This window comes from Candidatus Methanoperedens nitratireducens (assembly GCF_900196725.1).
GTDB classification, from domain to species: Archaea; Halobacteriota; Methanosarcinia; order Methanosarcinales; family Methanoperedenaceae; genus Methanoperedens; species Methanoperedens nitroreducens_A.
Genome location: NZ_FZMP01000084.1, coordinates 1 through 24955, shown reverse-complemented (window position 1 = coordinate 24955; position 24955 = coordinate 1). Strand labels below are relative to the sequence as shown.

The window sequence follows — 24955 nt, the reverse complement described above, 5'->3', positions numbered from 1 at the left end:
TTTAACCCTTCTTCTTGCTGTTGACAAACTCGCAGGAAAGGATTCCTTCAAGCATTTCCCTGACATGCCTGTCCGAAAGGTCAAGGATTTCCGAAATAGCTTCGTTCTTTATAGAGTAAACCACAAATTTCCCTTTTTTCTCAGTGTTGACAAGCCCGCAATTCCGGAGACATGCCATGTGGTGTGAGACAAGACTCTGGTCTTTTCCTGTTACCTCGCAGATATCACTCACGCACATGCTGCCGTTCTCTTTAAGGGCATAGAGTATAGATAGCCTGGTCTCATCGCTTAACGCGCTGAAGAAATACTTTTTTGCTGTAGTCAAATCTCCATTTAACATATGTACATATGTTCATACATTCTATTATAAATAAATTTTGGTTGAACAAAATTTCCATTTCTGTGAAAAAAGGATATAGAGCGGAGAATGTCCTTCACTCTTGCTGAACCTCTACTTTAGAGGACCTGAAAATGTGTAGTCATTTTCTTTTTGCTTGACATGGCAGTCAATACATCCATTCACTTTACCTTCAACCTGTACCGAGCCATCTGTACCGTACTTTGCCCAGAACCAGTCGTTATTTCCCGGATCGTAGCCATCTTCCTTGTACATAACTGTAAGCGCCGCAAGCGTCTTGTTAGCATCGTAGTTCTCTTTTACTATTATGCTTTCATCAGGCAGGCTTCCTTTTTTACTCTGGATCGCAGAGAAGGCATTGTCCGATACGTATGTCGTGAGGAAATCACCGTGCGGGCTTCCAGGGCTTCTGGAATATAATTCACCCGTACCTGGCCACTTATTCCAGCTCTTGTAGTTATTTCCTTTCGTTATGTAGTCGTAAAGAGGTTTACCCTCGGCTTTGGGCTCTAATTTAGTTTCTCTTGTACCAACACAGCCCAAAAGGACTGACACAAGAAATATAACCAATACTGTGTACGCAAGATTTTTTACCTTTACCATTTTTTAACCTCCACAGTTATATTACTGTTAGTCCTTTTTTATATATATATCTTTTTCAGTTGTACCGGATTGCGGGATAAACCTGTTAATAAACCAAATGGAGTTTGCTCGAACTGAACTGAGACAAGACCCTGCCGGAGCGAACAATAAGCCGGGTGTACACCAGTAACCCTTTTTAGATACAAAGATAGTTTAGTATCATGGCTGCCGGATTCATCGATATCTCATCTCTTATTTTTTCATACGTCGGCGCAACCATCATACTTTACGGTGGAGCGGTGACCGTAATCAGAACCTTAAAGCAGGAGGTTAGAACGCCTGCAAGCATCAATAATCATGATATCCGCAGGTATTTCACAAACAAGATAGTATTCGGTCTGGACTTTCTTGTTGCCAGTGATATCCTGAGGACGATTGTTGCCCCGGGTCAGCAAGAGATACTCTTTCTCGGTATGACCGTCGGCATAAGGATAGCAATGGGATACTTTTTATCTAAAGAGGCAAGCGAGTCCTCCTGACTATCTGTCTGATCTTGAATGAACAATCTATTAATCGTAAGAAGTCTTTAGATGAATGGTAAAATGCCAAAAGTTTGCGCAGATCTCAGCGAGATTGAATATGGTATACTTAAAAAGCTGACTATAGTCGAGGGAGATGATGGAGAGAAGCTGAAAAACCTTTTGAGGTTTTATATCCATACCCTGCCTGAGTTAAAGTCCTCGGAATATGCTCTGAGGAGGATTGAGAACAAGAAAGAGATAGAGGAGAACCTGCAAAACGTGTGGGATGTGTATGAATATACGGATTATCCCACAGAGAACTGGGGAGAAGATATGATCGATAAGCTGGCTGGCGACCTTATTGAGATTAATGTTCTTGTAAAAACAGGTGAAAGACAATTCTTGCCTTCGAACAAATTCAGAAGCCTGTTCAAAATGCTGCTCCACGACGTTGCGACTGAAAATAAGGATATCGATGAATACAGTGCAGCGTGCATTGCCACGATCCAGTTGCTTATGGAGTCCGGTATGGGAACCCTCAGCAAAGAAACAATAAGGGACGGAACTATATTCATTAATGAGGGATGGATGTTCGAATACGCGATAAAACTTAAGGAAGCAAGGGAATTTATGAGAACCAGAAGGCTGTTTCCAGGGATCGAAGTGCCAAAGACTGCTACCGCTTAATCATTTCCGTGTGATCTCGTGAACGTCGGTTACAACAATGATTCCCTCTTCAGTCTCAAGCGGGCCCATGTTAATCTCCACAGGGAATTCGCTGCCATCCTTACGCTTTGCCAGCGCGCCGAGGTGAAGAGCCATAATCTTCATGGCAGGCATGGCAAAATAATCCCTGCAGTATTTGGCATGCGCATCTCTGAAGCGTTCCGGTATCAGGACATCGTAAGGTCTGCCAAGCAATTCTTTTCTTGTATAGCCGAATATTTTCTCAGTCCGGGCGTTTACCAGGAGAATATTGAAATCGCTATCTACCGCTATAATGGCATCGGGTATGCACTCTATAAGTTCCTGGAAATTCTTCTCAGCCCGCTTGCGGTTGGTTATGTCCATCCACATCCCCTGCAAGCCCGTGATCTTGCCGCCGGGATCGCGCAGTGAGTGGGCATTCATCAAAACCCATATCTTATCGCCGTCTTTACGGAGAAACTGAGCTTCAAAATCAGTCACCGTGTCACTTTTACGGAGCGAGTGAAAAAGCTGCAGGCGGCGGCCGGGCTCGATGAAGAGTTGGCGGAAATCGGTAACAGAAGCCGTAAGTTCCTCTGGCGATTCGTATCCCAGCATTCTTGCAAGTGCCGGGTTCGCAGCGAGTATGCTTCCCTCGATTGAGATCTGAAAGATACCCACAACAGCGCTTTCAAAAATGCCTCTGTATTTCATCTCACTTGCGCGCAGTGCCTCTTCAGCCCGTTTCCGTTCTGTTATGTCGCGTATGATGCCGCCGTAGAATACCCTCTCCCCTACCTTCCAGGTGGTACGGGAAAGTTCCAGAGGAAATTCGCTGCCGTCTTTTCTCAGCCCGTGCAGTTCACTTATTTTTCCGATATAACTGCTCTTACCGGTGCGGCGCACACGCTCAAGTCCCTTTAGATGAGCATCCCTGTATCGCTCAGGCATCAAAATTGTGAGCGGTTTCCCCCGGACTTCTTCTTCCGCATAGCCGAATATGGTTTGAGCACCCCTGTTCCACAAAATAATGTTCCCCTCGCTGTCTGCTATGATAATTGCATCTATCGCCGACCGCACTACAGAGCTGAATCTGATCTCCGACTCTCGCAGCGCTTCTTCCAGCCGCCTGTGTTCGGTGATATTTTTGATCTGCCGTAATTCTGCCAGTTCGTCTATAAGTTGCTCTTTTGTCTTATCTTCATCTCTCATACTTCTCTTATAATATTCAGCCTACCCTTTAATATAACCTGCCGGACTGCGTATAAAGATTCCAAAACCTGTGCACAGTTTTTTATTATCTACTTTTCCTTTATAATCCTGTCATACACATCGCTCCATGACAACTGGGAACCGGCAGCCACGAACATAGCGCACGCAACCGTTTCTGCTATCTGCTCATCGGTCGCGCCGTGCTTTTTTGCGCGCTCCGCATGGATCTCAGTGCAGCGTTCGCATCTCATAGACAGAATTTCTCATCTCTGCGAAGGCTTTTGCCACTTCCGGTGTTTTTTCGCTAAACCATGACAATTTTTTATTCCTCCTGTTTCCCTGGATTTGTTGTAGATACAATGCTTTTTGCTCTTATCGGCAAACCGTTCTTATCAAACCATATAGTCCCCGCCTTTCTTGCTACATGGACCAGCCCCAGCATTACAGGCACCTCGATGAGAGGTCCGACTACGGCAGCAAATGCCTGACCAGAGCCGATACCGAATACCGCGATAGCAACAGCGATCGCCAGTTCAAAGTTATTGCTTGCTGCCGTAAATGCAAGTGTCGTGGATTGGTCGTATGAAAAACCAAGCCTGTAGGACATAATGAACGACAGGGCGAACATTATAATGAAATAAGCCAGAAGCGGGACTGCTATCCTGAACACATCCATGGGAAGAGCTACGATGTTCTCTCCCTTCAGCGAGAACATGACAATAATTGTGAAGAGCAGACCGACAAGCGCTGTGGGACCGAGCTTTTTCATAAATACACCATCATACCATTCCTTCCCTCTTTTTTTCAGCAGCACATACCTCGTAACCATGCCGCCGATAAAGGGGATGCCAAGATAAATGAAAACAGCTTTTGCGACCTGCCAGATCGATATATCCACGACAGCGCCTGCTCCTGCGCCGCCTATCCATGTCGATATTACGGTTATGAACGCATACGCCAGGACAGAGTAAAGAGCTACCTGGAAAATGGAATTCATCGCAACAAGAACCGCGCACAGGTCATTATCCCCGTCAGCCAGTTTATTCCAGACAAGTACCATTGCGATACATCGTGCAAGACCGATCAGGATCAAACCTATGCGATATTCGGGAAGGTCAGGAAGGAAAATCCATGCGAGTGCGAACATGAGAACAGGACCTATCAGCCAGTTCTGGATGATAGATGCGCCAAGGGCTTTTCCCTGATTCTTTATTTTAGAGAGTTCCTCATACTTTACGCCTGCAAGCGGCGGGTACATCATCCAGATAAGACCTATGGCAATAGGGAGAGAGACCTGCTCTATACGCACAGCATCCAGGATGCCGGCTATCTCCGGATACACAGCGCCAAGGATAATACCGCCAGCCATCGCCAGGAGAATCCACAGGGTCAGGAGCCTGCTCAGAATACCCAGACCGCCTTTACCTGTTCCACCGCAGCATCCTGATATTTCCTCCAAGAGATCACCGTTCCAATGTACTTTTATATTATTTAATTCTGTGTTAATTTCGTCTGCTATAAAAGTTATACTTGAATATCAATAAATTTTGATATGATGCTCCTGTAATCCAGTTTTGCCTTGCATCATACCTGTTCTTTAATCAATGCTTTCTGCGCCGACATGGCAAGTATGGAATTGACAAGTCTCTTCCCCTCCTCAATATCGCCCACTTCCCTGATAGTAACTTTTCCGCTTGCAAAAAAATTGACCTCACGCCTGCCGAGGCGCACCATTACAATACCTAGGCTTTCGGAATAACGCGCACCAGGGGTTTCCGCAAGTTCCTTAAGAGGCGGCGGGCTATTCAGATGGGCGATTATGCGGAGTTTCCAGGGGTCAGAGAGGCAGGGGAGCACCTGCTCAATTCTTTCAACGTACATCCTAACACATTGATAAAATGCAACTGGATGAAATAAGCATACAATCCCAATATCAAGAAAAATTGATATGATTTCAAGCTGTAAAGTAATCCATGAAGTGCTGCCCCAAGGATAAGGATATTAACAGGGAATGGATAACCAGTCTTGAGAGCGAGTCAAGCGACATACCAAAAGATAGGGTAATCGAGATATGTAATTTCTGTAAGGTTTTCAGTAACCCTTTACGGGTAAATATCGCACTCTTACTGAGCAAAAGAGACCTCTGCGTATGTGAGATTGTTTCGATACTGAAAGAGAAACAGAACCTCGTATCGCATCACCTTTCTATAATGAAACGATACGGCGTTATCGGTTCTTATAACCAGTCGAAATACAAGTATTACAGGGTTGAGAGGGCAGCGGCGGACTTTTTAGGAACTTTTAAGGGAAACTTTAACAAATAACAATGAACCGGAAGATTTAGCAAGAATTTTTAGCCACCCTGAACTTTTCCAGGTATCTCTCGCACACAGCCAGCTCCGCCTGCGTATTAACATTCAGAGCCAGCACCTCATAATCAAGGATAAAATTATAATCCTCCTGCTCCACCCGTATCCTGTCCGCATCAAGGATATTTATCCCGCACGGGACGATGAAACCGCCGTTCTTGTGAAAAACAGTATCCGGGCGGATGCCAAGCCTTGTGAACACTTCAAGCTTCATGTGGACAGAAAGCGCAGGCTTGTTAACATTGCCGTATTTTTCTATTATCCTGTCTAACAGTTGCGGGGTAATAAGCGGCAGGTCAGCCATCGTTATGAGCACACACCCTTTTATTCCCGCCTCTTCTACTGCTGAAGCCATATCATTTACAAACCCCTCTCCTTTTGTCTGGATGACATACACGTTTTATGTGCCTTCACATATTCCGAAAGCCACTGGTTTGTTTTTTTAACCCGGGGAGAGGTCGCAACGGTGATGTGATTGATATTTTTCGAACCAAGAAGTGCAGAAAGTACATAAGATATCATCGGCTTTCCGCAGAGCGCAGTGAGAGGCTTCTCCTCTGCCCCCAGGCGCCTTCCCATCCCGCCTGCCATCACTACGGCATCCATGCGAGCCCTCCGATAAAGAGCAATGCTGCCAGGCGCCCTATCTCGTTGGAGGCGCCCACGACATCCCCGCTCACTCCGCCGAAGTGGCGATTCGCCGTGTTAAGGACGAGGAGACCTGCTAACTGGGATATTATTAATGCTTCAATGCCGTAGACGCCCAGGGAAAGATAACAGACTATCCCTGAAAAAATCATCCCGGTTATAAAATCTGATTTCCTGGTGTTATCAACCGTTATCGCCCCGAAGCCCTGGTGAAGCCTTCTGCCGAAAGCAGCTACCGTGACCATAGCCTGTTTAGCGCTGGTTTCCGCAACGATCAGCGCCGGAGGAAGAATATAAGGAAGGAACGACCTGTTTTCAGCTATAGAAAAGAGCGATGAGAATAGACCGATGATGGCTACGATACAAAATAATATCCCGCCTGTCCCGACCGCAGTATCGCGCATGGCTGCTATCTTTTTTTCTTTTGTGCCGTGCGCCGCCACGCCGTCGCCAAAATCAGCAAGACCATCGATATGGTTGAACCCGGTAAGGTAATAGATCGCTATAATGATAACAACCGATACAATAATCGGGGGGAACAGAATCGAGAATCCGTAAGCTATGGCAGCAAGGATTATACCAAGAACCGCGCCGATGACCGGGAAAAGATAGATGTGTTTCATCAGCCTTTCGATACCTTCCATGGTTATGCCCACAGGTATGGTCGTTAGAAAACCAAAACCCGAGCGCAAGGCTGATAGGAATTCACTCATCCCGCAATCCCGATTTTATTTTTTCTTGGAAAGGTCTTTTTTTCCTTTGCCTCTGCTGCTTTTCCGCCGTCACTCTTCCCTCTTGAGTACATGTTGGCTGATACCCCTCCTATAAGTCCTGCTATCACATCATCCATGAAAGGCCCGAGTTCTGACAGTATGCCCGGTTTTAATTTGTCAAATCTCACGTATTCAAAAATACCCTTGTCGCCGCTGATATATTTCGCTATGCTCATGCCAAGCACTTCATCCACTATAAGGCAGGTCAGGTCTTTTTTGAATGTCTCTTTGCTCATTCCCGGAAGCTCGCCCTTCTCTCCTTCTTTTTCAAGGAGGAGCCCTGCGTATAGCAATATGCATAGATTGGGGTCTGAAAGAGCGAGTTTCAGCTCTCTTTCAAATACCTGCTGAGCTATATCTTTGTTCTCTACGCCTGGATGGGGAACGTAGAGCTCCAGGGCTGCAGAGACCAGCAGTTCCCCGGAGATGCCTGCCTCTTCAAGTACAGACATTATGTTTTTGGCATCCTTATCATTGACTTCTTTCGGCTGGTTCTTTTTTCTTTTTTCCTTTTATGGATGATAATTTCATTTGTTCCTCTTTAAAATCCAACTAAAGGCACCTTCCCTATCAAAAAGATTCCTGCAATCACAAGAAACGATGAGAATCCCACGAGCTTGACAGCCTTATTGATATGAAATGGTCGCGGGTTATTATATTCTGCCCCCAGCACATGATATCCTACCTTCTCAAGCCTGATTTCAAGCGCGCCTGCTACCGCAGCCATCGACCACCCTGAATTTGGCGAGGCTGTCTTATCATGGTCGTGGATGCAGGTTTTGATCGCTTCCAGAGGTTTACCGGAGAAAACCGAAACTATGGAAATAAACACCAGCGACAGCCGCGCAGGCACCCAGTTAGCCATGTCATCGAGCCGCGCAGAGGCGTAACCGATATCGATGAACGGCTCTTTTTTGTAGCCGACCATAGAATCCAGAGTGTTTATCATGCGAAAAGCCAGCGCGCCCGGAAGACCGAACAGGAGGAAATAAAAAAGCGGCGATAGGATGCCGTCAACAAAGCTTTCAGCTACAGATTCTATGACCGCTGAAGCTGACTGGTGTTCATTTAGCTTTGAGGTATCCCTGCCCACGAAGGTTTTCAGGTCGCTTCTAACCTTCTTAATCCTTCCTCCATCAAGGTCTTTTCGTATCCCGCGCGCCGAGATAAGGAGCATACGTATCGAGAAAGTTGATTTTAAGAGAAAGGCTGCAATGATCAAACCCAAAAGATTTTCTCCAAGCGAAATTACTAACAATCCCACCAGTGCCGCAACTCCCACGCAAAAAACGACCATGAAAAGCCCATATAACTTTCTATGACGAGCCGGTGCGCGGCGCACGAATAAACCTGTCAGTTTGCCCATCCAGACTACAGGATGTATAAATACAGGCGGCTCCCCGGACAGGACATCTAACAGCACTGCAAGAATCAGCACCTGGAACCAGAAATCCATAATTATCACAGAGCAGGCTCCATTACTAACTCCCAAACTTCCCTGATTTTTTTGCCTTTCATCAGTGCTTTCAGCACTTTATCCGCTATCTCCCCTTCATGTACCAGCCTGCACCCGGCACAGCTCCACACGGTCCCGCCTGTGGATCTCTGGATGAGTTCCCCGCCCGTTCTTTTATCTTCGCACGGGTAGAACGGGCAGAAACAGAATGTGCAGTCCTGCCCTTCAAAATGGCACGGGTAGTATTCGCAATCTATCCTGCTTCTGGCAGCAACTCCCCTTTCTAAGGCTTTTCCTATCTCTTTTTCCGCGAGTTCGCTGCCCCACTCTGATATTACGGAGGAAACCGCCTTTATCAATTTGCGGTTCTCGCTTCTTTTCCTGATTGCTATCCTTATGTGGTTTTCAAGACCAAAAGAAGTGCAGTCGCGGATAATGATGCCGTGACTTAAAATCCGTTCTTCCAGTTCCGCAGAGTTAATCGCGAAGTCTCTGATATCAACAAGAATGAAGTTCGTGTCGCTCGGGTATGGTTTAAAGCCCCGTATAGCTCCGAGCTGAGATTCCAGCCATTGCCGCTCTTTTTTGATCAGTTCAAGCGACCTGTCTAAATAGTTTTTATTGTTTTTAAGAAGATGATCCCCAACTTCAAGCGCATAAGAGTTGAGGTTCCAGGGAAGGCGGATATTGTTCAAAAGACATGAGAAATCACGCGAGGCTACAGCAAAACCGATTCTCAGCCCGGGGACTGCGTATGTCTTGGTAAGCGAGCGGAGCACAATTACAAAATCATTCGATGCCGCATATGCGGTGATACTTTGCTCCGGGTCTGATAGCTCGATGAATGCTTCATCTACGAACAGGAAGACCTCTAAGCCGGCGCACTTCTCAGCCAATTGCAGGACTTCTTCCCGTTTTAGGAGTTTACCAGTCGGATTGTTCGGGTTACAGAGGAATACAGCCTTGCAGTTATCATCAGGCTCAAGCTCGGTTATGCTGCTATAATCCACCTGTTCAATCTCTGCCCCGAATAACCTGCACTGGAATTCATACTCACTGAATGTCGGGAATGGTATTAGAACCCTATCCCCGGGCTCGATAACAGCTTCTGCAAAGAGCCTGATCAATTCCGATGAGCCGTTCCCGGGCACTATGTTCTCAGGCGCAACTTTAAGATACTCCGCCGCCGCTTTTTTAAAACCCGGATACCTGTTATCAGGATAGCTGCTTATGGATTCGCAGGCGTTTGCAAGGATTTTTTTTAATTTTGGAGGTCCAAGAGGATTCAGGTTGACGCTGAAGTCTATCAGTTCCTCGGGCTTTTTCCCGGACTCTTCTGCGCTTTCTGCAATCCTTGCGCCGTGGGTGCAGGGTGTGAGTTCAACTGCTGTTTTCCTGACTCTGTCTTTTAAAGGCACATGCTCTGTTTTGTTTGAGGGTAATATTAAGTTGCTGTAGAATACATTAATAAGAACATGGGGTTTTATACCGACGCTGAAGCCTCAAAAATCATCTCCGCAAGATGCTCAATTATTTCTTTGTTCTCAAGCCCGTTTATCCACCTTTCCGGAAATGCCTCAACCCCATGCCGCGCCCCGCACAGCGCGCCTGTGATACAGGCGATTGAATCCGTATCCCCGCCGGCATTGACAGCCTCGATCATCGCCTCCTCCGGTTCTTCAAAGTGTCTTGAGAAACAATAAAAGGCTGATGGGACCGTTTCATATACGAGGTACGAAGTCCCCAGTTCGGCGAACACTTTATCCGGCTCTGCATCTCGTTTCACGAACGACAGCTCGATATTCTCTGCAATACCTTTATCATATTTCGATGCCCTGATGCCAGTCTCTTTTATTATATCAGAGCAATCCATATCCTCCAGCGCACACCGTACCCCGATAGCTACAGCCACAGCGCCCGCAATTGCCATTTTACTGTTATGCGTCGGAAGCGATGATAATGCTGCGTTCGATTCTACATCATCCAGCTTCTTATAAAAAAGCCCGATAGGCGCAACCCTCATGGCAGAGCCGCATGATGGGATGTCGCTCCCTGATTCCTTCCAGCTTACGCCTGAGTTCAATTGAGCTATAGCGACTGAGCTTGAAGGTCCGATAAGGGATTTTCTGACAGGGTCTAATTGTGCTTCAGCGCCCCACCGCGCTATCCTGCCCGCGAAGTCATCTACATCGAGCCTGCCGCATTCGATCAGAGATTGCGACAGGATAACCATCTGTTCAGTATCATCAGTATATTGCCCCGCCCTGAGTTTTCCGCCCGGCCTTCTTTCAGGGGTTTTTCCGTAATCCGTCACCCTGTGGGGGATTTCCTTCCTGCTGAGACCTTCATTCTGCTTGCCAAGGGCATCTCCGATGGCGGCGCCAAGCATACAGCCGGTGTATTTGTTTTTCGATTTTTTTACATACATAAATTCATAATTAAGGATTCAGCCTCCATATAGAAAAATTGAGAATCGCAGCAAAACTTACCCAGAGTATATAAGGAAGAAGAAGCAAGCCCGCTGTCCTGGAAATCTTGAAAAAATTCACGATCGTAAGCACGATTGCTGCCCAGAGTATAATTATCTCCAAAAAGGCGTAAAACGGAGAATGCAGCCCGAAGAACAGGAACGACCACAGTACATTCAACACTAGCTGTACGCCAAATATGAACAGGGAAATCTTTACTTTTTTATCTTGCAGCCCTTTATTCCAGACCAGATACAGGGATATACCCATCAGAATAAAGAGAATCGTCCAGACCGGGGCAAAAATCCAGTAAGGCGGATTAAATAATGGTTTTGTCAGAGCAGCATACCAGGTTGGGATAGAGGGGAATGTGAAAACCGAACCAATAAAACCTGCGAACAGGCAAACGATTACGCTTATTACTAACTTCAGGATGTTATTAATTTTGCTTTGTTTCATCTCATCACTCCTTATACTCAATTTATCATTCATCTGCTATATGCTTAAGTCCGTTTTTGATGCTGTGGAGTCCCATACCATTGTATCATAAATTGTACGTTATTAAATATAATTCTATTTTTATCTCTATTTCTTGCTGATCAAATGATTAAGCCCAAGCCCTTTCAGTATATCTTTCATATCTTTTTCATTAGGAACTATAAGGTTAGCAAGTTCAGAAAAAGGTATATTCGAAGCTCCAGACTCATCTTTTATGAGATAGCCTGCCCTGATTTTTTCTCTCTTTTCTGCGGATATCTTATTCGCCTTAATCCTTGATTTTTTAATGATTTTTTCTTTAACTTTTAACTTCTCTACGGCATATGCAGCCTCAGAACGCAGATTGCTATCTATATGGTTAAGGTGCATATCCTCCAGAACATCATATGTATCCTCTACTATTTTCGGGTCTCTCTCAGCGATTTTCTTTATTAGTCTGCATGCGTAGATCCTCTCATCTATGTTAAGACCGTTGAGAACTCGAACCAGTTCTTTTGAGTGACCCCTGAATACCTCAGGTCTCATAATTGCCAGGAGGGCTAGAAGGAAATAAGACTTCTCCCTGACAGCCGTGCTTATGTTTTCAAGGCACATAATCAGATCGGGTACCGCAATGCCCATCCTCTCAGGACATTTTTGAGAGATTTTAATCAGAATATCAAGCGAGTCCAGAATCCAGTCATCGGGGAATTCTTTTTCCCCTCTCCGTATGCAGCCCATAATCGCATCCAGGTAGCCGGCTACCAGTTCAGGCTCTTTTTCAGCTATTATACTTAAACCCGTAATAGCTGCATTGTATGCGTCTGTATTTTCCCTTTTTAAAATATCAGCAAGCACCTCTATAACCTCAGGTACTGCGGACGGTTGCTTACCGAGTAATTCCATGAGGGACGCCATATCAGCCTCACTTACTCGACCCTTTCCGATTTTTATCAGAATATCTTGGATTTTTTTCTTCGGATTACGAAGCCAGACCATATCTATCTAATATTAAACAAGTGGTAGATGTTATCCCTCTGGAGATATAAGGTTTTCCATGATATTATGATGATTATGAGATAGAAAATCGACAATTCCAGGGGCGCACTGCGTGCCGTGCTTGAGGGGCGGGTGGCGGGGCGGCTGTCGGCAATACTGCTTATTCAACGAGCAGGAAGTAAAGGATTTAATAACAGGATGTTATAATTATATTATGGAGTGAACCCCCAAAAAGTGTACACTTTGAACATAGAAGAAATCGTTTAAAAATACGCTGAAAATGGAACCTCTATCCGAAAAAACACTGGAATGCCCAAATTGTAAAAGAATACTGGACAAAAAGTATTTCGTAAAACATCATCTTGTTCCAAGACAGAAAGGTGGAACTCACATAGAGGACAATACAATATTCCTGTGCAGAATGGGCAGGCAAAAGAGGCGTTATCAAAATAAAACATACAAACAAGGGAGGTTTCTACAGGTAGGAGCATATAAAGCATTGATAAATTAAATGCCTTATTTCGTTAACTGTCAAAAAACGGCTGGCATAAGTTAAGCTCTTTGATGGTTCAGATTACAAATGGAAAGCAGGACAAGGGCTTAGTCGGTAAAACAGCCACCACTGATAAATTTAAACAAAACTATGGAAGACATGGTAGCATCCGCACTTATCCCCTGCTTTCGCAATGCCTCTACCCGAAAAAGGTAGAAACTTTTAAATACCAGCAGTGATAACATATAATTGTCTAAAAATAGACGAGTCTTGTTTATTTTAGATAGGGGAGCAGGTTGGGGAGTGGGGAATCATCGGGGGAAAATTTACTTCCCCTCCTCGTTACTTTTATATAGATTAAGATTGTACTATCTACTTATGGGCAGGGAAAAACTTTTTTTAATACACTCCAACCCCACTCCCAACTGCCCATATTTACATTCTTTCTTGGTTTAAAATTTTCAAAATCTTTGGTGTTAGTACCGTTGCAGTCAATATTTACAGTTTCATTTATCTGTCAGAAAAATAAGCGACGAGAGGGGGACTTGAACCCCCGAGTTCCTTGTGGGAACACAGGGTTAGCAACCCTGCGCCATACCGGGCTTGGCTATCTCGTCAGCGATTACAGGATCATCGGCATCCAAAAAATAGCTTTTGGGGTATTTCCTTATTTCCTGTTTGCTATATAACACTTTTTACTTATCCGGTAGATGCGTACTGGTGGTTTATCAGCATCTGCTATAAATTATTGGTAACTTAAAAGAAAAGAAAAATAAAAAGGAAAATGAAAAGGAAAATGAAAAGGAAAATGAAAATTGAAAACTACTTCTCTGCCATTTTCGCTTTCAAATATTCCTTCATCCGGCTTACTTCTTTCTCGAAAGTTTCGTAGTTATAATGCTGTGCATGAATAGCTGCACTCCATCCCGCAGTGTCTTTTGCTAAATATGCAAGTTCTGCAAGCTCTTCATCTGTGGCTCCGCTCATCTTCGCAGCTTCTTTATGGAATAACTGGCAATATGGACATTTTATTGCTGCTGCAACTGCCAGTCCTATGAGATCCTTGTATTTAGCAGGTATCTTTGTCTCTCCAAGATTATATTTTTTAAATACTGGCCATTCATGGACTAATACATCCGGCGGTATGCCCCTCATAAATCCTGGAACTGTTCCCATTGTATTTTCTATATCTTTTATTGTTTCTTCATATGATGTCATATTCTGCCCCCCTTTATCTATTTATTTTCACCCACTATAGAATGAATAACTTATGTCATATAAAGTTTTGCTGGCACGATTTTAGTTTCATGTTATTTCATATGAAGGAACAGCCACATACGATATTCTATCAGCCGGAATATAAGATGAAAAGTAGCGGGCACGCCTCGGGTCGTAGCTTCTTCCATTGCCCAGTGGTTCGCAGCTTCGCCTCCGCCCCGCGCCCCCGTGAGCGATGGTTGTTCACGGGCGGTGTGCTCCCTTCCGGGCCTGGACCTTTGTCCATGATTAAGATACAAAAACCTTCCTTCAGAAAAGCCTCTGTACCGACGCCAGCCCCACAGGACGGGGTTTCACAGTAGAATTGCGGGTTGGACAACAGTTAAAACTTCTTCCCTTGGCTTCGCCCCCCGCTATCGACGGTTTCGGGTTACAGGTAACGCCGAGTTACCCGGGCTAGTCCGCCGCGGTTATATTGCACTCAGATGCAATAAAGTTATCTCAATTGAGGTCGTTATAATATCTATGGAAGAACTAATAGGGTTTGTTACAAGCAACAATAAATCGAACAAGATACTTTCCGTACTGGACTCAAAAGGTCCCATGGATAGCGCGACCATAGCCAAAACGACCCGTATTGTCGGCACAGACAAGAGCATAAAAGAACTTGTGGAGAAAAAGCTGCTGGCACACGAAGGTGAAAAATACTCACTGACCGAACTGGGGAAACAGGTCTGCCATGCAGTCAGGGGCGTAAGATAACCCGAAAGCTCAAGAGGTTAACCTCTTTGCAGGTTCTTTGCAGGCTTTTCACTCGTTCGCTGCTTTTTCTTCCTCTTTCAGGTTGAGGATGGCTTTCACAGTACCGTCACCCGGGAATTCAAGGTTAAACCCCATATCCTTCATAAGCCCGATAGCTCTGTAGTTATCCTGCAGCATTACCGCATGGATCGTTTCAAGATTTTTATCTTTACTTATCTCAATTATATAGTCCACGAGTTTCAATCCCAGTCCCTGCCCCTGCCAGGGATCGGCGACAGCAAAAACTATTTCGCCTGTCTTCCCGTCCGGTTCAACAAAAAGCCTTACTGCGCCCAGCATCTTCCTTTGTACATCCTCTTCCAGTTCTGCCACTATTGCTATCTCCCTGTCATAATCAATATTAGTGTAACGGGCGCTGAACTCATGCGCCAGAGGTACCTTGATCGTTTCAAAGAACCTGTAACGTATGGTCTCTTCGGAGGCATTCCTGAGCATTTCAAGCCACAGGGGTTCATCCTCAGGTTTGATCGGTCGCAGGAGAACAGTCCGCCCGTTACGCAGCTTCCAGAAAGTCTTGTACTTTTCAGGATACGGGCTTATCACCAGATGCGCATACGGCTCAAATTTCGCAAATACGCGACCCTTATCTATCACAGCGCGGGCATCAAGAGCAAAAGCCTCTTTCTGGTCTATCAGCAGCGGGTTTATCTCGATCTCTTTAAGCTGCGGGAAATCAACCAGCATCTGCGAAAAGCGCACCATTATTTCCTCAAGGAGCACTATATTCGCCGGCGGCAGGTCCCTGTAACCTTTTAAGAGCTGGTAAACTTTTGTATCCTCCATCATTCTCCTGACTAATGTCTGGTTCAGCGGCGGGAGCCCGATAGAAACATCCCTGTAAAGCTCAACGTCGATGCCGCCCCTCCCGAACATGACCACCGGACCGAAAAGCGGGTCTGTCCTTGCGCCCAGAATAAGTTCATAACCCTTCGCCCTTATCATACGCTGCACGGTAACACCCTGGATTTGCGCCCCGGGATTATATTCCTTGACGCGGCGGATGATCGTATCAAAAGCTTCCCTGACGCCGGTCTCGGAATTTATGCCAAGTGCTACCCCTCCTGCATCTGTTTTATGAATGACCTGGGGCGAGAGGATTTTAAGGACTACAGGATAGCCTATCTGCAAGGCATGGATAACAGCTTCATCAGCGGTCCTTGCGATCATTGTTTTAACGACCGGGATATTGTAATGGTCAAGGATTTGCTTGGTTTCGGCTTCGGTCAATATTTCGCGGTTTTCCCTTGCGGCGTTTCTAATGGTCATTGTTACGGGACGCTTGGGCGGAACACTATCGACAGGCAGTTCTGCAGGTGTCTCGTAGAGCAATTCGAGGTTGCGCTTGTACTGGTACATATACATGAACGTCGCGACCGCCTGCTCCGGTGTGTAGTAGGTGGGAATGCCGTTTTGAGTAAAAATGTAGTTAGCCTCTTCCACATCCTCATAACCCATGAATGACGTCAGGTATGTCTTGCAGAATCCCTCAGCCCTGCACATATCCACTATGCTTTCTGCAATCTCAGCCGGGATAGACCCGCCCTGGGGGGTGTATATTATCAAAATACCGTCGACATTCTCATCCCTGAAGCACGCTTCCACAGCAGCCCGGTACCTGTCGGCTTTTGCATCCCCTAGTATGTCTATCGGATTGCTCCGGCTCCAGTAGGGAGGCAAAATCGCATTAAGCGTTTCTATTGTTATGGAGCTTAATCTTGCCAGCTTTCCCCCTCTGGCTATAGTTGCATCTGCCGCCATTACACCGGGACCACCTGCGTTAGTGATTATTGCGAGGTTCGGTCCCCTCGGAAGCGGCTGCCTGCCAAGGGCTTCAGCGCAGTTGAACAGGTCTCCTATTTCTTCGACACGTACCGCCCCTGCACGTTTAAAGGCTGCATCATAAACCATGTCCTCCCCGGTAAGTGCGCCCGTATGCGAGGCTGCTGCTTTTGCGCTTTCGATGAACCTGCCCGCCTTTATAACTATGATAGGTTTCGTTCTTGCAAAATGCCTTGCAGCGCTGATGAATTTCCTGGCGCTGGTTATCCCTTCGATATACATCAGTATGCTCATCGTTTTCGGGTCTGTGCCGAAGTAATCTATCAGGTCCCCGAAATCAACATCGATCATGGAACCTACGGAAACGAAGTTGCTAAAGCCGATGTTCTCATGGGTAGCTATGTCCAGGATTGCCGAGCCCAGTGCGCCGCTCTGGGAAATAAAAGCGATACTGCCGGATTTTATTGTCTTGGGTATAAAAGTTGCATTAAGGTTGATATCCGGATGGATTATGCCCAGGCAGTTGGGTCCTATGATCTGCAAAGCATATTTTTTCTTTATCTCAATAATCCTGTCCTCTAATGCTTTGCCTGGAGGTCCTATCTCTTTAAAGCCGGCCGATATAATGATAATTCCTGCAATTGCGGCTTTTCCACACTGCTCTAACACATCAGGAACAGTTTTAGCCGGGGTGGCTATAATAGCAAGGTCAACGACTTCCGGAATCTGCTCTACTGAAGGGTATGCTTTAATTCCAAGCACTTCAGATTTATGAATATTTACGGGATAAACACCCCCCTTATACCCCAGTTCTGTAAGATTTTTCATTAATATGTACCCGACGGTGCCTTCCTCATTGCTGGCTCCGACTACGGCAATACTTTTGGGATTAAAAATTTTGTCAAGTGTTAACGTAACCATAATACAGTCCCCATTATGAAGGTATGTATTCACCGTGAAATAAAACTTTGTGTTTTAAAGTCCTGGTTTAAATGGATAGTCCAACCTATACCGATTATATCCAGAACATCGGTCAGAACGCTACAGGATTTCAATCCCAAACGTCTTATTGGCCCACTAACTTTTGTATATCAAGCAGTGGTATGTGATATTCGCTGGATATATCAAGTTCAGCCTTTATCAGGGCTTCATATTCATTGATACCCGTACGCATAAGTATTATCTTTCTTTTGATGATTGCTGTCAGTACTTCAAATATATCCATTTATTCATGCCCCCTTCATCCTGTACTTACGTTCGCATGCATATTAAAGCTATTCGGAACGAAATAAGCATGCAGGGCTACGGTTTTGATAGCTTGTATAACAGAACATTTAGATGGCTGCTTTATATAGACAGGAGCCTATTCCATCCGCCAGCGCATACGCAAGGCTGAAAGTTCAATGTCCGAAGCCTACGGATGGGGCAAGCTACTGTTCATACCGCTATTTTTATGCCATGAGCGACCAGATAGGAGCGAGCGTCTCAGGCTTGTTATTTCTCCGGAAAAAAGAAGGTTCATGGCTAAAAGCTGTCAAACAATATACACGCCATCCGGTGATGCTGGCAAGCCTGCAAATCATTCTGATTGCCCCTGCAGGATTGCTTGGGGCCCGGTTGCTGGGGTTCAGTCCCACGACGCAGATATACACGGCGCTTGAGACCATCGCTGTGAATCTCTGCTGGGTGCCGCCACTTGTGGGCTGGTTGAGGGAGAGGAAAACGAGAGAGTAAATTTAAACACCGTTAAGGATTAACCATGCTGCGGTATTTTTTTATATCATCATGCCATTTCCGAATGCAGGATTGTTATGATGGATTTATCAAAAACAAAACAAGGCATCCATAAATCAAGAGGCGGGCTTATCAGGTCATTTGTGACGATGGAGAATGGCATTGTTAAAGATATTACGATATCAGGAGATTTTTTCCTGTTCCCCGAGGAGGCTATCTTCAAAGTGAGCGAGCGGTTAAAAGGTGTTCCTGCAAACCGCGAAGATCTCCGGAAAAATATCGAAGAGACCTATAAAACAGAGAAGATACAATCGCCAGGCACATCCCCGGCTGATTTTACAGAGTCTATAATGAAAGCACTGGAGGGATAATATGGAAGAATGGCGGTTCATAGATTTCGGGCTTGTGGACATACGCGACATGATGGCGATGGACGAAGCCGTATTGAAGGGGGATGAAGGAAATACCTTCTTTTTCTGGACGCCGAAAAAATCCATAATCCTGGGGTTTTTCCAGAAGGCGGATGTGGAATTGAACCTTGCCATGTGTAAGGATTACACCATAACGCGGCGGATAAGCGGGGGCGGGATAGCGTTCTCTGATGACAGGTGCAGGCAGATAAATTACGGAGTTGTCGGGACGATAGACAATGACCTTTTCCCGCTTGATATTATCGAATCGTACAAACAGATATGCGGCGTACTTATAGATACTCTCATCCACTACGGCTTGAACGCTGCGTTCCGCCCGATCAATGATGTTGTTGTGGATAACAAGAAAATATCGGGCAATGCCCAGACGCGCTGGGAAGGAAAGCTGCTCCAGAACGGGACATTGCTTCTTGATTTTGATATTGAGGAGATGCTTCGGATATCGAATATACCCAGGGAGAAGTTCATGGATAAAAAGATAGCATCGGTCAAGGAAGGGCTTACATGGCTTGATCGCGAGCTTGGGGAGCAGCGTGATATGGAGGAGGTCAGGGATATCATGAAAAGAAAATTCGAGGAGCGCTTCCATGTCCGGTTAAAACCGGGGAACCTCAGCAGGAAAGAAAAAGAATTCACTGACAGCCTCAAGCCGAAGTATTACTCTCCAGAATGGGTTTATCGCTGATGGAATACGATGTTATTGTCGTTGGCGCCGGACCTGCCGGTTCTGTTACCGCGGCAGCAGTGGCGCATGCCGGATATCGCATACTGACACTGGAAAAGAACGCATCGTGCAGGTCGCCGTGTGCAGGATACATCAGCAATACGATTAATACGGACTTACCCGATGACTCTGTTATCCAGTCAAAGATTACAAAAATGCGTACTTATTTTCCCGACCTTTCTTTCCACGATTTTGAGCTGAACGGCTTCGTGGTGGACAGGCCGCGGTTTGATATGTCCCTTGCTTTGGAAGCAAAAGCGTCCGGCGCGGAGATTAAATGGAATTCGCCATTGGAGAGGAATTTTCCAGACGGGGTTAAGTTCCGTGATGAAACTACAGATGGAAAAATAATCGTTGGTGCAGATGGCGTTTTCTCAAAAACGGCGTCGCTTCTGGGATTGCAGCAGCAGAGGTTCGCGGTCTGTGCGCAGTACCACTTAAAAGGGATAGAGCTTATACCCGGGATGTGCGAGATATTTTTTAATGCCGATTACGCGCCCGGCGGGTATGTATGGATTTACCCCACAGGGGGGGGCTCAGCGAAAGTGGGTGTTGGTATCACGAAAGGAAAATCCCCTCGTTCATATCTGGATGATTTTATCGATAATTCGCCAGTTGCAAAGCGGCTTGGCGGCACGAAAACAGAGTATATTACAGGCGCCCTGCCGGTTGGCGGGCTGCGCGAGCGACTTTGCTTCGGGAACACGCTGCTTGTCGGCGACAGTGCGGGTATGGCTGACCCGGTCACGGGCGCGGGTATCAATAACGCGATGCTCGCGGGGGAGATGGCGGGTAAGGCGATTATAAAAGCGCTTGAAAATGATGATCTCGGGCATCTTGCGGATTACGAAGTAAGAATTAAAAAGCTTCTCGGAAGACCGCTGTCCCGGTCTCTTGAAAAAAGAAAAAAGCTTGAGGCATGCGCCTCGAACGAGTTATTGCAGGAGCAACTGCCAGAGCTGTGGGTGACTTTTAAGCAGTACTGGGAATAAGCACCGCGTTCACGCTGCCTTCCTGCCCAGGCCTGTTTGTGATGCGGGCGCTCCCGAGCTCTGTTTTGATTATCGCACCTTTTGTCAGGATATTTCGCCTGATGTAGTGTATGTTGGCAGGATTTCCCGATACGGTCTGTATCTTTACAGTCTTTGAGATTTTTGTCTTAGGGTCTGTAACTATTGCTGTGTTCGCCTTTAAAAGCCGTACTTTCTTACATCCGCCCATGATTTTTGCTGTCTTCCTGTTAGTTTCGCCAAGAAGGGTATTTGTATCCTCACCGCCGAGTTCAAATCGCTTTTTGGCTCTTGAGCGTATTATCCTGCCGCCTGTATATTTGCGTCCTGGTTTGCCTTGCCATCTCATATTAATCCTCTTTGATCATAAGTTATTAAAAGGTTTTCTTCTTAATGCAGTTCTGTAATAAAAGCTTTCGCTTTCATAAGATATTGTAAAAAATCAAAAATTGATATTCTTTGCCATGAAATTGTTATTTACCGAATCCCCGCCGACAGCCAGCGAGATTATATAAATGGAAGAGCCGGTTGGTACAAAGCCTTCATTAAGTCTCTCGCTAATTGTGTATCTTCCTGCAGGAATATTTTGGAACTTATAGAATCCTGCGGTATCGGTGAGCATCTCTTTTTTGATGTACGTGCCTTCTTTACTTGTGCCGGTCAATTTGATGGTCCATCCTTGCAGACCTTTTTCTCCCGTATCCCATTTTCCATTCCCGTTGATATCGTTGATACTATACCCGGAGATACTGCCGGCTGCCGGTATGGGGGTTGGACTCGGGGTTAAAGTTGGAATCGGGGTCGGGGCTGGAGTTGGCGTTGGAGCCGGCGCAGGTGTCTGAGTTGGAGATGGGGTAGGAGTCGGTGTCGGATTGTAAGGCTTCACGATCTTGCTCCCAAAATCTGTCACCCATGCGCAATTGCCGCCGCTGCAGCCGCGTGAGATCCCTATTGCTACGTAGGAACTGCCGAGCATGTTTGCATTATGACCGGGGCTGTTCTTCCAGAGATTAAATACCTGCTGCGCTGTAGTCGCTCCGCCGTTATATCCCCAGGCTAAGTTCTCCCCTGCAGAGGCGGTTGTGCCTGCAGGATAACCGAAGTCCCTGAGACGCTGGTCGAACGTGCGCCCGGTCGAATCCGTATGAGAGCAGGTATACCTTCCGGCGATGCAACTTGTGAGCATATCATTGCTCATCCAGTTTGCGCTATCCTGGAGCGCAGCATCGATACTGAGAGGTCCAAGATTATTCTGTGCACGGTAGTTATTGATAATGCCGAGAAAGGATTGTGCTTCGCTATCATACAGCGCACTTGCATTTCCTGCCAGTAATAATACCAGCATAGTTATTCCTATTGCTCTTCCAGGGGCTTTCCCTCTGTAAAAGATATTGCAGGTTTTTGTTTTCATATCTCCACCGATATATTGATGAAATATTAATAGTTAGATAATATAAAAATAGCGAGAGTTTTTCTGGTTTAATTCAGTTTACTAGGATTTATTAAATTTAATTTTAGTTTTTACTGTTTATAACAGGCTTCTCATAGATACGGGCATGGCAGAGCTTTTAATACTATCATGAACCTATTTTGAATGGTGAGTGGTATGATATTAAAATATTCCATCAGGTTTTTCGTTACTTTGATTATTATTTTATTTGCATATTCATTAGCAGCGAGCGCCTCAGAATTCAGGGCAGGGGAGAGACTGGTAATCACAAAAGACCAGGTAATAAACGATGACCTTTACTTGGCAGGAAGTTCAATAATCGTGGAAGGTACTATTAATGGAGACCTCGTCGCTGCTGCAGGTGAAATAAGAGTAAATGGGACCGTGAACGGAAGTCTTGCGGCTTTCGGAGGTTCGGTTTTGGTCAATGGCAATATCGCAAATGATATAAGGATAGCAGGCGGCACTATTTCACTTGACGGGAATGTCGGGGATAATGCTCTTGTCTTTGGCGGCGACCTCGTATTAGGGAGAGGCGCAAGAGTAAATAGGGATCTGACCATAGGCGCCGGCAATGCAGCCATTGAGGGAATGGTAAACGGGAACATCAACGGCGGCGCCTCGAATATGGAAATGAAGGGTACAACGGCAGGCAATGTGACGGTGAATATCAGTAATGAACTGAGAATCCTGCCCGGCGCAAAAATAGGCGGGAATCTTGAATATACAGCCCCGGGACCTGCGCAGATCTCTGGAACTATTTCCGGGAAGACTATCCACAAAGAGACGCCTGAGTCAGAGAGGAAAGGTTTCTTATCAGGAATAGTCGGCATAATACTATCGTATTTCTGGCTTTTATTGACAGGGATAGTGCTCCTGACCATAGCTCCGCAGATAACCCGGAAGATTTCTGATAACGTCTCTATTAAGCCATTAAAAAATATCTTATGGGGAATCCTGTTCCTGATCATAGCGCCTATAGTTGCTGTGATACTCCTGATAACTATTATCGGGATACCTCTGGGTTTGGTATTGATAGTAATATGGATTATTGCAGTATATGTGAGCAGGATTTTTGTTGGGCTCTGGATAGGACGGTACGTACTGGGAAGACTGAAAAAAGAGACATGGCATAAGGCTCTGATACTTGCTATCGGGCTATTGATAGTAGTTATCGGGATTAACCTGCCGATCCTGGGGATATTAATACATCTCGTAATTATTTTGCTCGGTCTTGGGGCTATTGTCCTGACTGGCTATGAGGCTTACCTGAAGTTGAGAGGGAAAAGATAGCGTGGTTCCGAAACCTATATATGAGTTAACACCGTTAACTGCTGTGGTGACTACCAAATGAGGGATCGTCTTTGCCACCGCGAAAAGCGGCTCTAAAAAAGAAAGTGTACCGATTGTGAACATAGATATCAGGATCGAGAACCTCCCTCCCTCAGCAAAACTTGTTTTTAAGATACTTGAGAAGGGCGGACTATTGACGCAGAAAGATATCACAAGGGAAAGCTATTTGCCACCCAGGACCGTCAGATATGCGCTGGACAGGTTAAAGAAGAAAGATATCCTTGAGGAGCGGTTTTACTTCAAGGATGCGCGACAGAGCCTGTATGGTATAAAGAACTTCCAGGACGCAAAGGAGGGGGATCTGCACGTGTAGCACTTTGAGCTTTTATTTTTCAAGAATGAACGCGCCTGTGTATCCGCAGTTCTTGCACCTGTACTGGTAGCCAAGTTCTCCCCCGATATAGTACACAACATCGGTTGAATTGCATACAGGACATACAAGGACATTTTTCGCAGGGCTTTTTTTCTCCTCTTCCTTTATCATCTCATCAATTTTTTCTAAATCTTCATTATCCCCCATAATTAGATATATTGTTGCGCTCTTACTTATTGTTTTCTAACTGAATTTTTTACCCACGCCTTTTAAAAAAACCAGCCATCTTTTTGCATCATCAATCTTCTGCCTGACCCCCTCGCCGGACTCTTTCAATTTTACCTTTCCGGCTTCACATTCCCTCAAGTCCATAATAGCCCGGATAAGGGCAGCGGATTCATGGTATAATCTCTTTGCCTCCTCGTGTGTGAGATTGGCTCTTTGCAGGACTTCCTCATCGTGTTTTTCTTTTGTCTCAAGCAGGCGTACAAGCTCCATCAGGCGCTCTTTCTCCTGCCCGGAAAGCTCTGCTTTATGTATGCAGCGCCAGATGAGTTCATGGAGTTTTATAGTCTCCCCGTTTACTTCAACTTCATCAGGCAGCGGTTCGCCAACCCATACAAGGAACCGGTGCAGCTCTGAGAGAAAATGCTCCCTTTCATCTAAAGAGATATAGTCATCGAGTTTAAGTTGCTTTTGTTCCACCATCATTATCTAATTCAGGTTAGTTGTAAAAATAGTCTTTGGCATCAGCAGTACTTCCGAATAGCTCTACTTCCGAGTGAATGAAATATCAGCACATCTATTTTAAAGTGAATCATCCTCAGATGATGTTTTTAAGCGGTTGATATTTGAGGTCATGATCATGAATATACAACCTCTTGATATAATGGCCATGACCTCAGAGTTATTGAGTAAAACAAACATAATAAAATTACCTGAAGGTACAACGTATAGTTTTCAAGACACACTGAATGTGATTCTGCACGCAGCCACATCAGTTACCAACTCGTTAGAATCAGCAAGCATAGATCTCAGACTGAAGAATCCAGATAAAAATGTGCCATCTGGCGACTCC

Annotated in this window: 33 protein-coding genes, 1 tRNA gene, 1 other RNA gene and 1 pseudogene; 12 read left to right on the top strand and 24 right to left on the bottom strand. The window is 45.6% G+C overall.

The features are described from left to right. Position 1 precedes the first annotated feature (1 nt). Together MNV_RS06430 and MNV_RS06425 are read right to left on the bottom strand one after the other, a co-directional pair. Positions 2-340 (bottom strand): ArsR/SmtB family transcription factor, encoded by a 339-nt coding sequence (locus MNV_RS06430; RefSeq protein WP_096204583.1) that lies wholly within the window; start codon positions 338-340, stop codon positions 2-4. Positions 341-451: 111 nt separating this feature from the next. Next, a complete protein-coding gene (locus MNV_RS06425) occupies positions 452-961 on the bottom strand; it encodes a cytochrome P460 family protein (RefSeq protein ID WP_096204581.1) in 510 nt (169 codons plus the stop codon). Between the two features lie 200 nt (positions 962-1161). Between MNV_RS06425 and MNV_RS06420 the strand changes: the two genes are divergently transcribed. Continuing rightward, positions 1162-1479 (top strand): DUF1622 domain-containing protein, encoded by a 318-nt coding sequence (locus tag MNV_RS06420; RefSeq protein WP_096204579.1) that lies wholly within the window; start codon positions 1162-1164, stop codon positions 1477-1479. A 63-nt stretch (positions 1480-1542) separates the two neighbouring features. Further along, positions 1543-2148 (top strand): hypothetical protein, encoded by a 606-nt coding sequence (locus MNV_RS06415; protein WP_143311667.1) that lies wholly within the window; start codon positions 1543-1545, stop codon positions 2146-2148. Here MNV_RS06415 and MNV_RS06410 read toward each other — a convergent pair whose 3' ends face one another. From MNV_RS06410 to MNV_RS06395, 4 genes are all read right to left on the bottom strand, one after another. Then, positions 2149-3360 carry a PAS domain-containing protein gene (locus tag MNV_RS06410; protein ID WP_096204575.1) on the bottom strand — a complete coding sequence of 404 codons (1212 nt, stop codon included), beginning with the start codon at positions 3358-3360 and terminating at the stop codon, positions 2149-2151. A gap of 89 nt (positions 3361-3449) precedes the next feature. Next, the gene (locus tag MNV_RS06405) at positions 3450-3611 is read right to left on the bottom strand and encodes a carboxymuconolactone decarboxylase family protein (RefSeq protein ID WP_256999974.1); all 162 of its coding nucleotides are present in this window, start codon (positions 3609-3611) and stop codon (positions 3450-3452) included. Between the two features lie 71 nt (positions 3612-3682). Further along, on the bottom strand, positions 3683-4819 hold the full coding sequence (gene arsB / locus MNV_RS06400; RefSeq protein ID WP_306453627.1) for an ACR3 family arsenite efflux transporter: 1137 nt from the start codon (positions 4817-4819) through the stop codon (positions 3683-3685). Between the two features lie 125 nt (positions 4820-4944). Then, on the bottom strand, positions 4945-5241 hold the full coding sequence (locus MNV_RS06395; RefSeq protein ID WP_096204573.1) for a hypothetical protein: 297 nt from the start codon (positions 5239-5241) through the stop codon (positions 4945-4947). Positions 5242-5333: 92 nt separating this feature from the next. Here MNV_RS06395 and MNV_RS06390 point away from each other — a divergent pair, with 92 nt between their 5' ends. Continuing rightward, positions 5334-5684, top strand: a complete 351-nt coding sequence (locus MNV_RS06390) for an ArsR/SmtB family transcription factor (protein ID WP_096204571.1) — start codon at positions 5334-5336, stop codon at positions 5682-5684. A 16-nt stretch (positions 5685-5700) separates the two neighbouring features. Here the strand turns inward: MNV_RS06390 and MNV_RS20585 are convergent, their stop codons facing one another. The 9 genes from MNV_RS20585 to MNV_RS06350 all read right to left on the bottom strand — a co-directional run bounded on the left by MNV_RS20585 (position 5701) and on the right by MNV_RS06350 (position 12469). Continuing rightward, the gene (locus MNV_RS20585) at positions 5701-6084 is read right to left on the bottom strand and encodes a hypothetical protein (protein WP_256999973.1); all 384 of its coding nucleotides are present in this window, start codon (positions 6082-6084) and stop codon (positions 5701-5703) included. 5 nt (positions 6085-6089) lie between these two features. Next, on the bottom strand, positions 6090-6335 hold the full coding sequence (locus MNV_RS20580) for an NTP transferase domain-containing protein (protein ID WP_256999972.1): 246 nt from the start codon (positions 6333-6335) through the stop codon (positions 6090-6092). Further along, positions 6323-7090, bottom strand: a complete 768-nt coding sequence (cobS, locus tag MNV_RS06380) for an adenosylcobinamide-GDP ribazoletransferase (protein ID WP_096204570.1) — start codon at positions 7088-7090, stop codon at positions 6323-6325. The genes MNV_RS20580 and cobS overlap by 13 nt, the downstream gene beginning before the upstream one ends. Further along, entirely contained in the window at positions 7087-7602 is a 516-nt protein-coding gene (cobZ, locus tag MNV_RS06375) for an alpha-ribazole phosphatase CobZ (protein WP_179293836.1), read from the bottom strand. Before cobZ ends, cobS begins: the two co-directional genes overlap by 4 nt. Positions 7603-7691: 89 nt before the next feature. Next, positions 7692-8606 (bottom strand): cobalamin biosynthesis protein, encoded by a 915-nt coding sequence (locus MNV_RS06370; RefSeq protein ID WP_096204568.1) that lies wholly within the window; start codon positions 8604-8606, stop codon positions 7692-7694. A 5-nt stretch (positions 8607-8611) separates the two neighbouring features. Continuing rightward, the gene (gene cobD / locus MNV_RS06365) at positions 8612-10024 is read right to left on the bottom strand and encodes a threonine-phosphate decarboxylase CobD (protein ID WP_096204566.1); all 1413 of its coding nucleotides are present in this window, start codon (positions 10022-10024) and stop codon (positions 8612-8614) included. A gap of 65 nt (positions 10025-10089) precedes the next feature. Beyond that, the gene (locus MNV_RS06360; protein ID WP_096204564.1) at positions 10090-11034 is read right to left on the bottom strand and encodes an ADP-ribosylglycohydrolase family protein; all 945 of its coding nucleotides are present in this window, start codon (positions 11032-11034) and stop codon (positions 10090-10092) included. 10 nt (positions 11035-11044) lie between these two features. Then, the gene (locus tag MNV_RS06355) at positions 11045-11533 is read right to left on the bottom strand and encodes a TspO/MBR family protein (RefSeq protein WP_096204649.1); all 489 of its coding nucleotides are present in this window, start codon (positions 11531-11533) and stop codon (positions 11045-11047) included. Between the two features lie 126 nt (positions 11534-11659). Then, entirely contained in the window at positions 11660-12469 is an 810-nt protein-coding gene (locus MNV_RS06350; protein ID WP_143311666.1) for a hypothetical protein, read from the bottom strand. Positions 12470-12830: 361 nt separating this feature from the next. Here MNV_RS06350 and MNV_RS06345 point away from each other — a divergent pair, with 361 nt between their 5' ends. Continuing rightward, the gene (locus MNV_RS06345) at positions 12831-13061 is read left to right on the top strand and encodes an HNH endonuclease (RefSeq protein WP_096204561.1); all 231 of its coding nucleotides are present in this window, start codon (positions 12831-12833) and stop codon (positions 13059-13061) included. A 512-nt stretch (positions 13062-13573) separates the two neighbouring features. Here MNV_RS06345 and MNV_RS06340 read toward each other — a convergent pair. From MNV_RS06340 to ffs, 3 genes are all read right to left on the bottom strand, one after another. Continuing rightward, positions 13574-13660, bottom strand: a tRNA-Ser gene (locus tag MNV_RS06340). A gap of 205 nt (positions 13661-13865) precedes the next feature. Further along, positions 13866-14261, bottom strand: a complete 396-nt coding sequence (locus tag MNV_RS06335; protein ID WP_096204559.1) for a carboxymuconolactone decarboxylase family protein — start codon at positions 14259-14261, stop codon at positions 13866-13868. A 154-nt stretch (positions 14262-14415) separates the two neighbouring features. Further along, an RNA gene (ffs, locus tag MNV_RS06330) (signal recognition particle sRNA) lies at positions 14416-14728 on the bottom strand. Positions 14729-14786: 58 nt separating this feature from the next. Between ffs and MNV_RS06325 the strand changes: the two genes are divergently transcribed. Beyond that, positions 14787-15023, top strand: coding sequence for a transcriptional regulator (locus MNV_RS06325; RefSeq protein WP_096204647.1), 237 nt, complete (start codon positions 14787-14789; stop codon positions 15021-15023). A gap of 48 nt (positions 15024-15071) precedes the next feature. Here MNV_RS06325 and MNV_RS06320 read toward each other — a convergent pair whose 3' ends face one another. Then, positions 15072-17783, bottom strand: a complete 2712-nt coding sequence (locus MNV_RS06320) for a bifunctional acetate--CoA ligase family protein/GNAT family N-acetyltransferase (RefSeq protein WP_096204557.1) — start codon at positions 17781-17783, stop codon at positions 15072-15074. 145 nt (positions 17784-17928) lie between these two features. Beyond that, the gene (locus tag MNV_RS19435) at positions 17929-18087 is read right to left on the bottom strand and encodes a hypothetical protein (RefSeq protein ID WP_179293835.1); all 159 of its coding nucleotides are present in this window, start codon (positions 18085-18087) and stop codon (positions 17929-17931) included. 113 nt (positions 18088-18200) lie between these two features. On the opposite strand from MNV_RS19435, the gene MNV_RS06315 reads away from it, so the two are divergent. The 4 genes from MNV_RS06315 to MNV_RS06300 all read left to right on the top strand — a co-directional run bounded on the left by MNV_RS06315 (position 18201) and on the right by MNV_RS06300 (position 20743). After that, positions 18201-18596, top strand: a complete 396-nt coding sequence (locus MNV_RS06315; RefSeq protein WP_256999971.1) for a hypothetical protein — start codon at positions 18201-18203, stop codon at positions 18594-18596. Positions 18597-18673: 77 nt separating this feature from the next. Then, entirely contained in the window at positions 18674-18967 is a 294-nt protein-coding gene (locus MNV_RS06310) for a lipoate protein ligase C-terminal domain-containing protein (protein WP_096204556.1), read from the top strand. Between the two features lies 1 nt (position 18968). Then, a complete protein-coding gene (locus MNV_RS06305) occupies positions 18969-19712 on the top strand; it encodes a lipoate--protein ligase family protein (RefSeq protein WP_096204555.1) in 744 nt (247 codons plus the stop codon). Continuing rightward, the gene (locus tag MNV_RS06300) at positions 19697-20743 is read left to right on the top strand and encodes a geranylgeranyl reductase family protein (protein ID WP_096204554.1); all 1047 of its coding nucleotides are present in this window, start codon (positions 19697-19699) and stop codon (positions 20741-20743) included. Before MNV_RS06305 ends, MNV_RS06300 begins: the two co-directional genes overlap by 16 nt. On the opposite strand, the gene MNV_RS06295 is transcribed toward MNV_RS06300, so the two are convergent. Together MNV_RS06295 and MNV_RS06290 are read right to left on the bottom strand one after the other, a co-directional pair. Next, positions 20724-21110 carry a 30S ribosomal protein S8e gene (locus MNV_RS06295; protein ID WP_096204553.1) on the bottom strand — a complete coding sequence of 129 codons (387 nt, stop codon included), beginning with the start codon at positions 21108-21110 and terminating at the stop codon, positions 20724-20726. The genes MNV_RS06300 and MNV_RS06295 overlap by 20 nt on opposite strands. Positions 21111-21203: 93 nt before the next feature. Then, the gene (locus tag MNV_RS06290) at positions 21204-22172 is read right to left on the bottom strand and encodes a CAP domain-containing protein (RefSeq protein WP_096204551.1); all 969 of its coding nucleotides are present in this window, start codon (positions 22170-22172) and stop codon (positions 21204-21206) included. Between the two features lie 195 nt (positions 22173-22367). Between MNV_RS06290 and MNV_RS06285 the strand changes: the two genes are divergently transcribed. After that, positions 22368-23504 carry a bactofilin family protein gene (locus tag MNV_RS06285; protein ID WP_096204549.1) on the top strand — a complete coding sequence of 379 codons (1137 nt, stop codon included), beginning with the start codon at positions 22368-22370 and terminating at the stop codon, positions 23502-23504. 115 nt (positions 23505-23619) lie between these two features. Further along, positions 23620-23877: a MarR family transcriptional regulator gene (locus MNV_RS06280; protein ID WP_143311665.1), complete on the top strand. Its 258-nt coding sequence runs from the start codon at positions 23620-23622 to the stop codon at positions 23875-23877. Positions 23878-23889: 12 nt separating this feature from the next. Here the strand turns inward: MNV_RS06280 and MNV_RS06275 are convergent, their stop codons facing one another. Further along, entirely contained in the window at positions 23890-24084 is a 195-nt protein-coding gene (locus MNV_RS06275) for a hypothetical protein (protein ID WP_096204545.1), read from the bottom strand. A gap of 36 nt (positions 24085-24120) precedes the next feature. Further along, positions 24121-24588: a DUF5788 family protein gene (locus tag MNV_RS06270; protein WP_096204543.1), complete on the bottom strand. Its 468-nt coding sequence runs from the start codon at positions 24586-24588 to the stop codon at positions 24121-24123. 154 nt (positions 24589-24742) lie between these two features. Between MNV_RS06270 and MNV_RS20115 the strand changes: the two are divergent. Then, a pseudogene (locus tag MNV_RS20115) lies at positions 24743-24955 on the top strand (ISH3-like element ISMba14 family transposase); the annotation flags it as partial.

Excerpts from the sequence above, each read along its gene's own strand:
- MNV_RS06350 (WP_143311666.1), bottom strand. The coding sequence starts at position 12,469 with ATGGCGTCCCTCATGGAATTACTCGGTAAGCAACCGTCCGCAGTACCT.
- MNV_RS19435 (WP_179293835.1), bottom strand. The coding sequence starts at position 18,087 with ATGGATATATTTGAAGTACTGACAGCAATCATCAAAAGAAAGATAATA.
- cobZ (WP_179293836.1), bottom strand. The coding sequence starts at position 7,602 with ATGTCTGTACTTGAAGAGGCAGGCATCTCCGGGGAACTGCTGGTCTCT.
- MNV_RS06285 (WP_096204549.1), top strand. The coding sequence starts at position 22,368 with ATGATATTAAAATATTCCATCAGGTTTTTCGTTACTTTGATTATTATT.
- MNV_RS06305 (WP_096204555.1), top strand. The coding sequence starts at position 18,969 with ATGGAAGAATGGCGGTTCATAGATTTCGGGCTTGTGGACATACGCGAC.
- MNV_RS06290 (WP_096204551.1), bottom strand. The coding sequence starts at position 22,172 with ATGAAAACAAAAACCTGCAATATCTTTTACAGAGGGAAAGCCCCTGGA.
- MNV_RS06425 (WP_096204581.1), bottom strand. The coding sequence starts at position 961 with ATGGTAAAGGTAAAAAATCTTGCGTACACAGTATTGGTTATATTTCTT.
- MNV_RS06320 (WP_096204557.1), bottom strand. The coding sequence starts at position 17,783 with ATGGTTACGTTAACACTTGACAAAATTTTTAATCCCAAAAGTATTGCC.
- MNV_RS06390 (WP_096204571.1), top strand. The coding sequence starts at position 5,334 with ATGAAGTGCTGCCCCAAGGATAAGGATATTAACAGGGAATGGATAACC.
- MNV_RS06275 (WP_096204545.1), bottom strand. The coding sequence starts at position 24,084 with ATGGGGGATAATGAAGATTTAGAAAAAATTGATGAGATGATAAAGGAA.
- MNV_RS06310 (WP_096204556.1), top strand. The coding sequence starts at position 18,674 with ATGATGGATTTATCAAAAACAAAACAAGGCATCCATAAATCAAGAGGC.
- MNV_RS06420 (WP_096204579.1), top strand. The coding sequence starts at position 1,162 with ATGGCTGCCGGATTCATCGATATCTCATCTCTTATTTTTTCATACGTC.
- MNV_RS06415 (WP_143311667.1), top strand. The coding sequence starts at position 1,543 with ATGCCAAAAGTTTGCGCAGATCTCAGCGAGATTGAATATGGTATACTT.
- MNV_RS06360 (WP_096204564.1), bottom strand. The coding sequence starts at position 11,034 with ATGTATGTAAAAAAATCGAAAAACAAATACACCGGCTGTATGCTTGGC.
- MNV_RS06315 (WP_256999971.1), top strand. The coding sequence starts at position 18,201 with ATGGCTGCTTTATATAGACAGGAGCCTATTCCATCCGCCAGCGCATAC.
- MNV_RS06355 (WP_096204649.1), bottom strand. The coding sequence starts at position 11,533 with ATGAAACAAAGCAAAATTAATAACATCCTGAAGTTAGTAATAAGCGTA.
- MNV_RS06405 (WP_256999974.1), bottom strand. The coding sequence starts at position 3,611 with ATGAGATGCGAACGCTGCACTGAGATCCATGCGGAGCGCGCAAAAAAG.
- cobS (WP_096204570.1), bottom strand. The coding sequence starts at position 7,090 with ATGAGTGAATTCCTATCAGCCTTGCGCTCGGGTTTTGGTTTTCTAACG.
- MNV_RS06370 (WP_096204568.1), bottom strand. The coding sequence starts at position 8,606 with ATGGATTTCTGGTTCCAGGTGCTGATTCTTGCAGTGCTGTTAGATGTC.
- MNV_RS06395 (WP_096204573.1), bottom strand. The coding sequence starts at position 5,241 with ATGTACGTTGAAAGAATTGAGCAGGTGCTCCCCTGCCTCTCTGACCCC.
- MNV_RS06430 (WP_096204583.1), bottom strand. The coding sequence starts at position 340 with ATGTTAAATGGAGATTTGACTACAGCAAAAAAGTATTTCTTCAGCGCG.
- MNV_RS20580 (WP_256999972.1), bottom strand. The coding sequence starts at position 6,335 with ATGGATGCCGTAGTGATGGCAGGCGGGATGGGAAGGCGCCTGGGGGCA.
- MNV_RS06410 (WP_096204575.1), bottom strand. The coding sequence starts at position 3,360 with ATGAGAGATGAAGATAAGACAAAAGAGCAACTTATAGACGAACTGGCA.
- MNV_RS20585 (WP_256999973.1), bottom strand. The coding sequence starts at position 6,084 with ATGGCTTCAGCAGTAGAAGAGGCGGGAATAAAAGGGTGTGTGCTCATA.
- MNV_RS06300 (WP_096204554.1), top strand. The coding sequence starts at position 19,697 with ATGGGTTTATCGCTGATGGAATACGATGTTATTGTCGTTGGCGCCGGA.
- MNV_RS06325 (WP_096204647.1), top strand. The coding sequence starts at position 14,787 with ATGGAAGAACTAATAGGGTTTGTTACAAGCAACAATAAATCGAACAAG.
- MNV_RS06295 (WP_096204553.1), bottom strand. The coding sequence starts at position 21,110 with ATGAGATGGCAAGGCAAACCAGGACGCAAATATACAGGCGGCAGGATA.
- MNV_RS06270 (WP_096204543.1), bottom strand. The coding sequence starts at position 24,588 with ATGATGGTGGAACAAAAGCAACTTAAACTCGATGACTATATCTCTTTA.
- MNV_RS06335 (WP_096204559.1), bottom strand. The coding sequence starts at position 14,261 with ATGACATCATATGAAGAAACAATAAAAGATATAGAAAATACAATGGGA.
- MNV_RS06345 (WP_096204561.1), top strand. The coding sequence starts at position 12,831 with ATGGAACCTCTATCCGAAAAAACACTGGAATGCCCAAATTGTAAAAGA.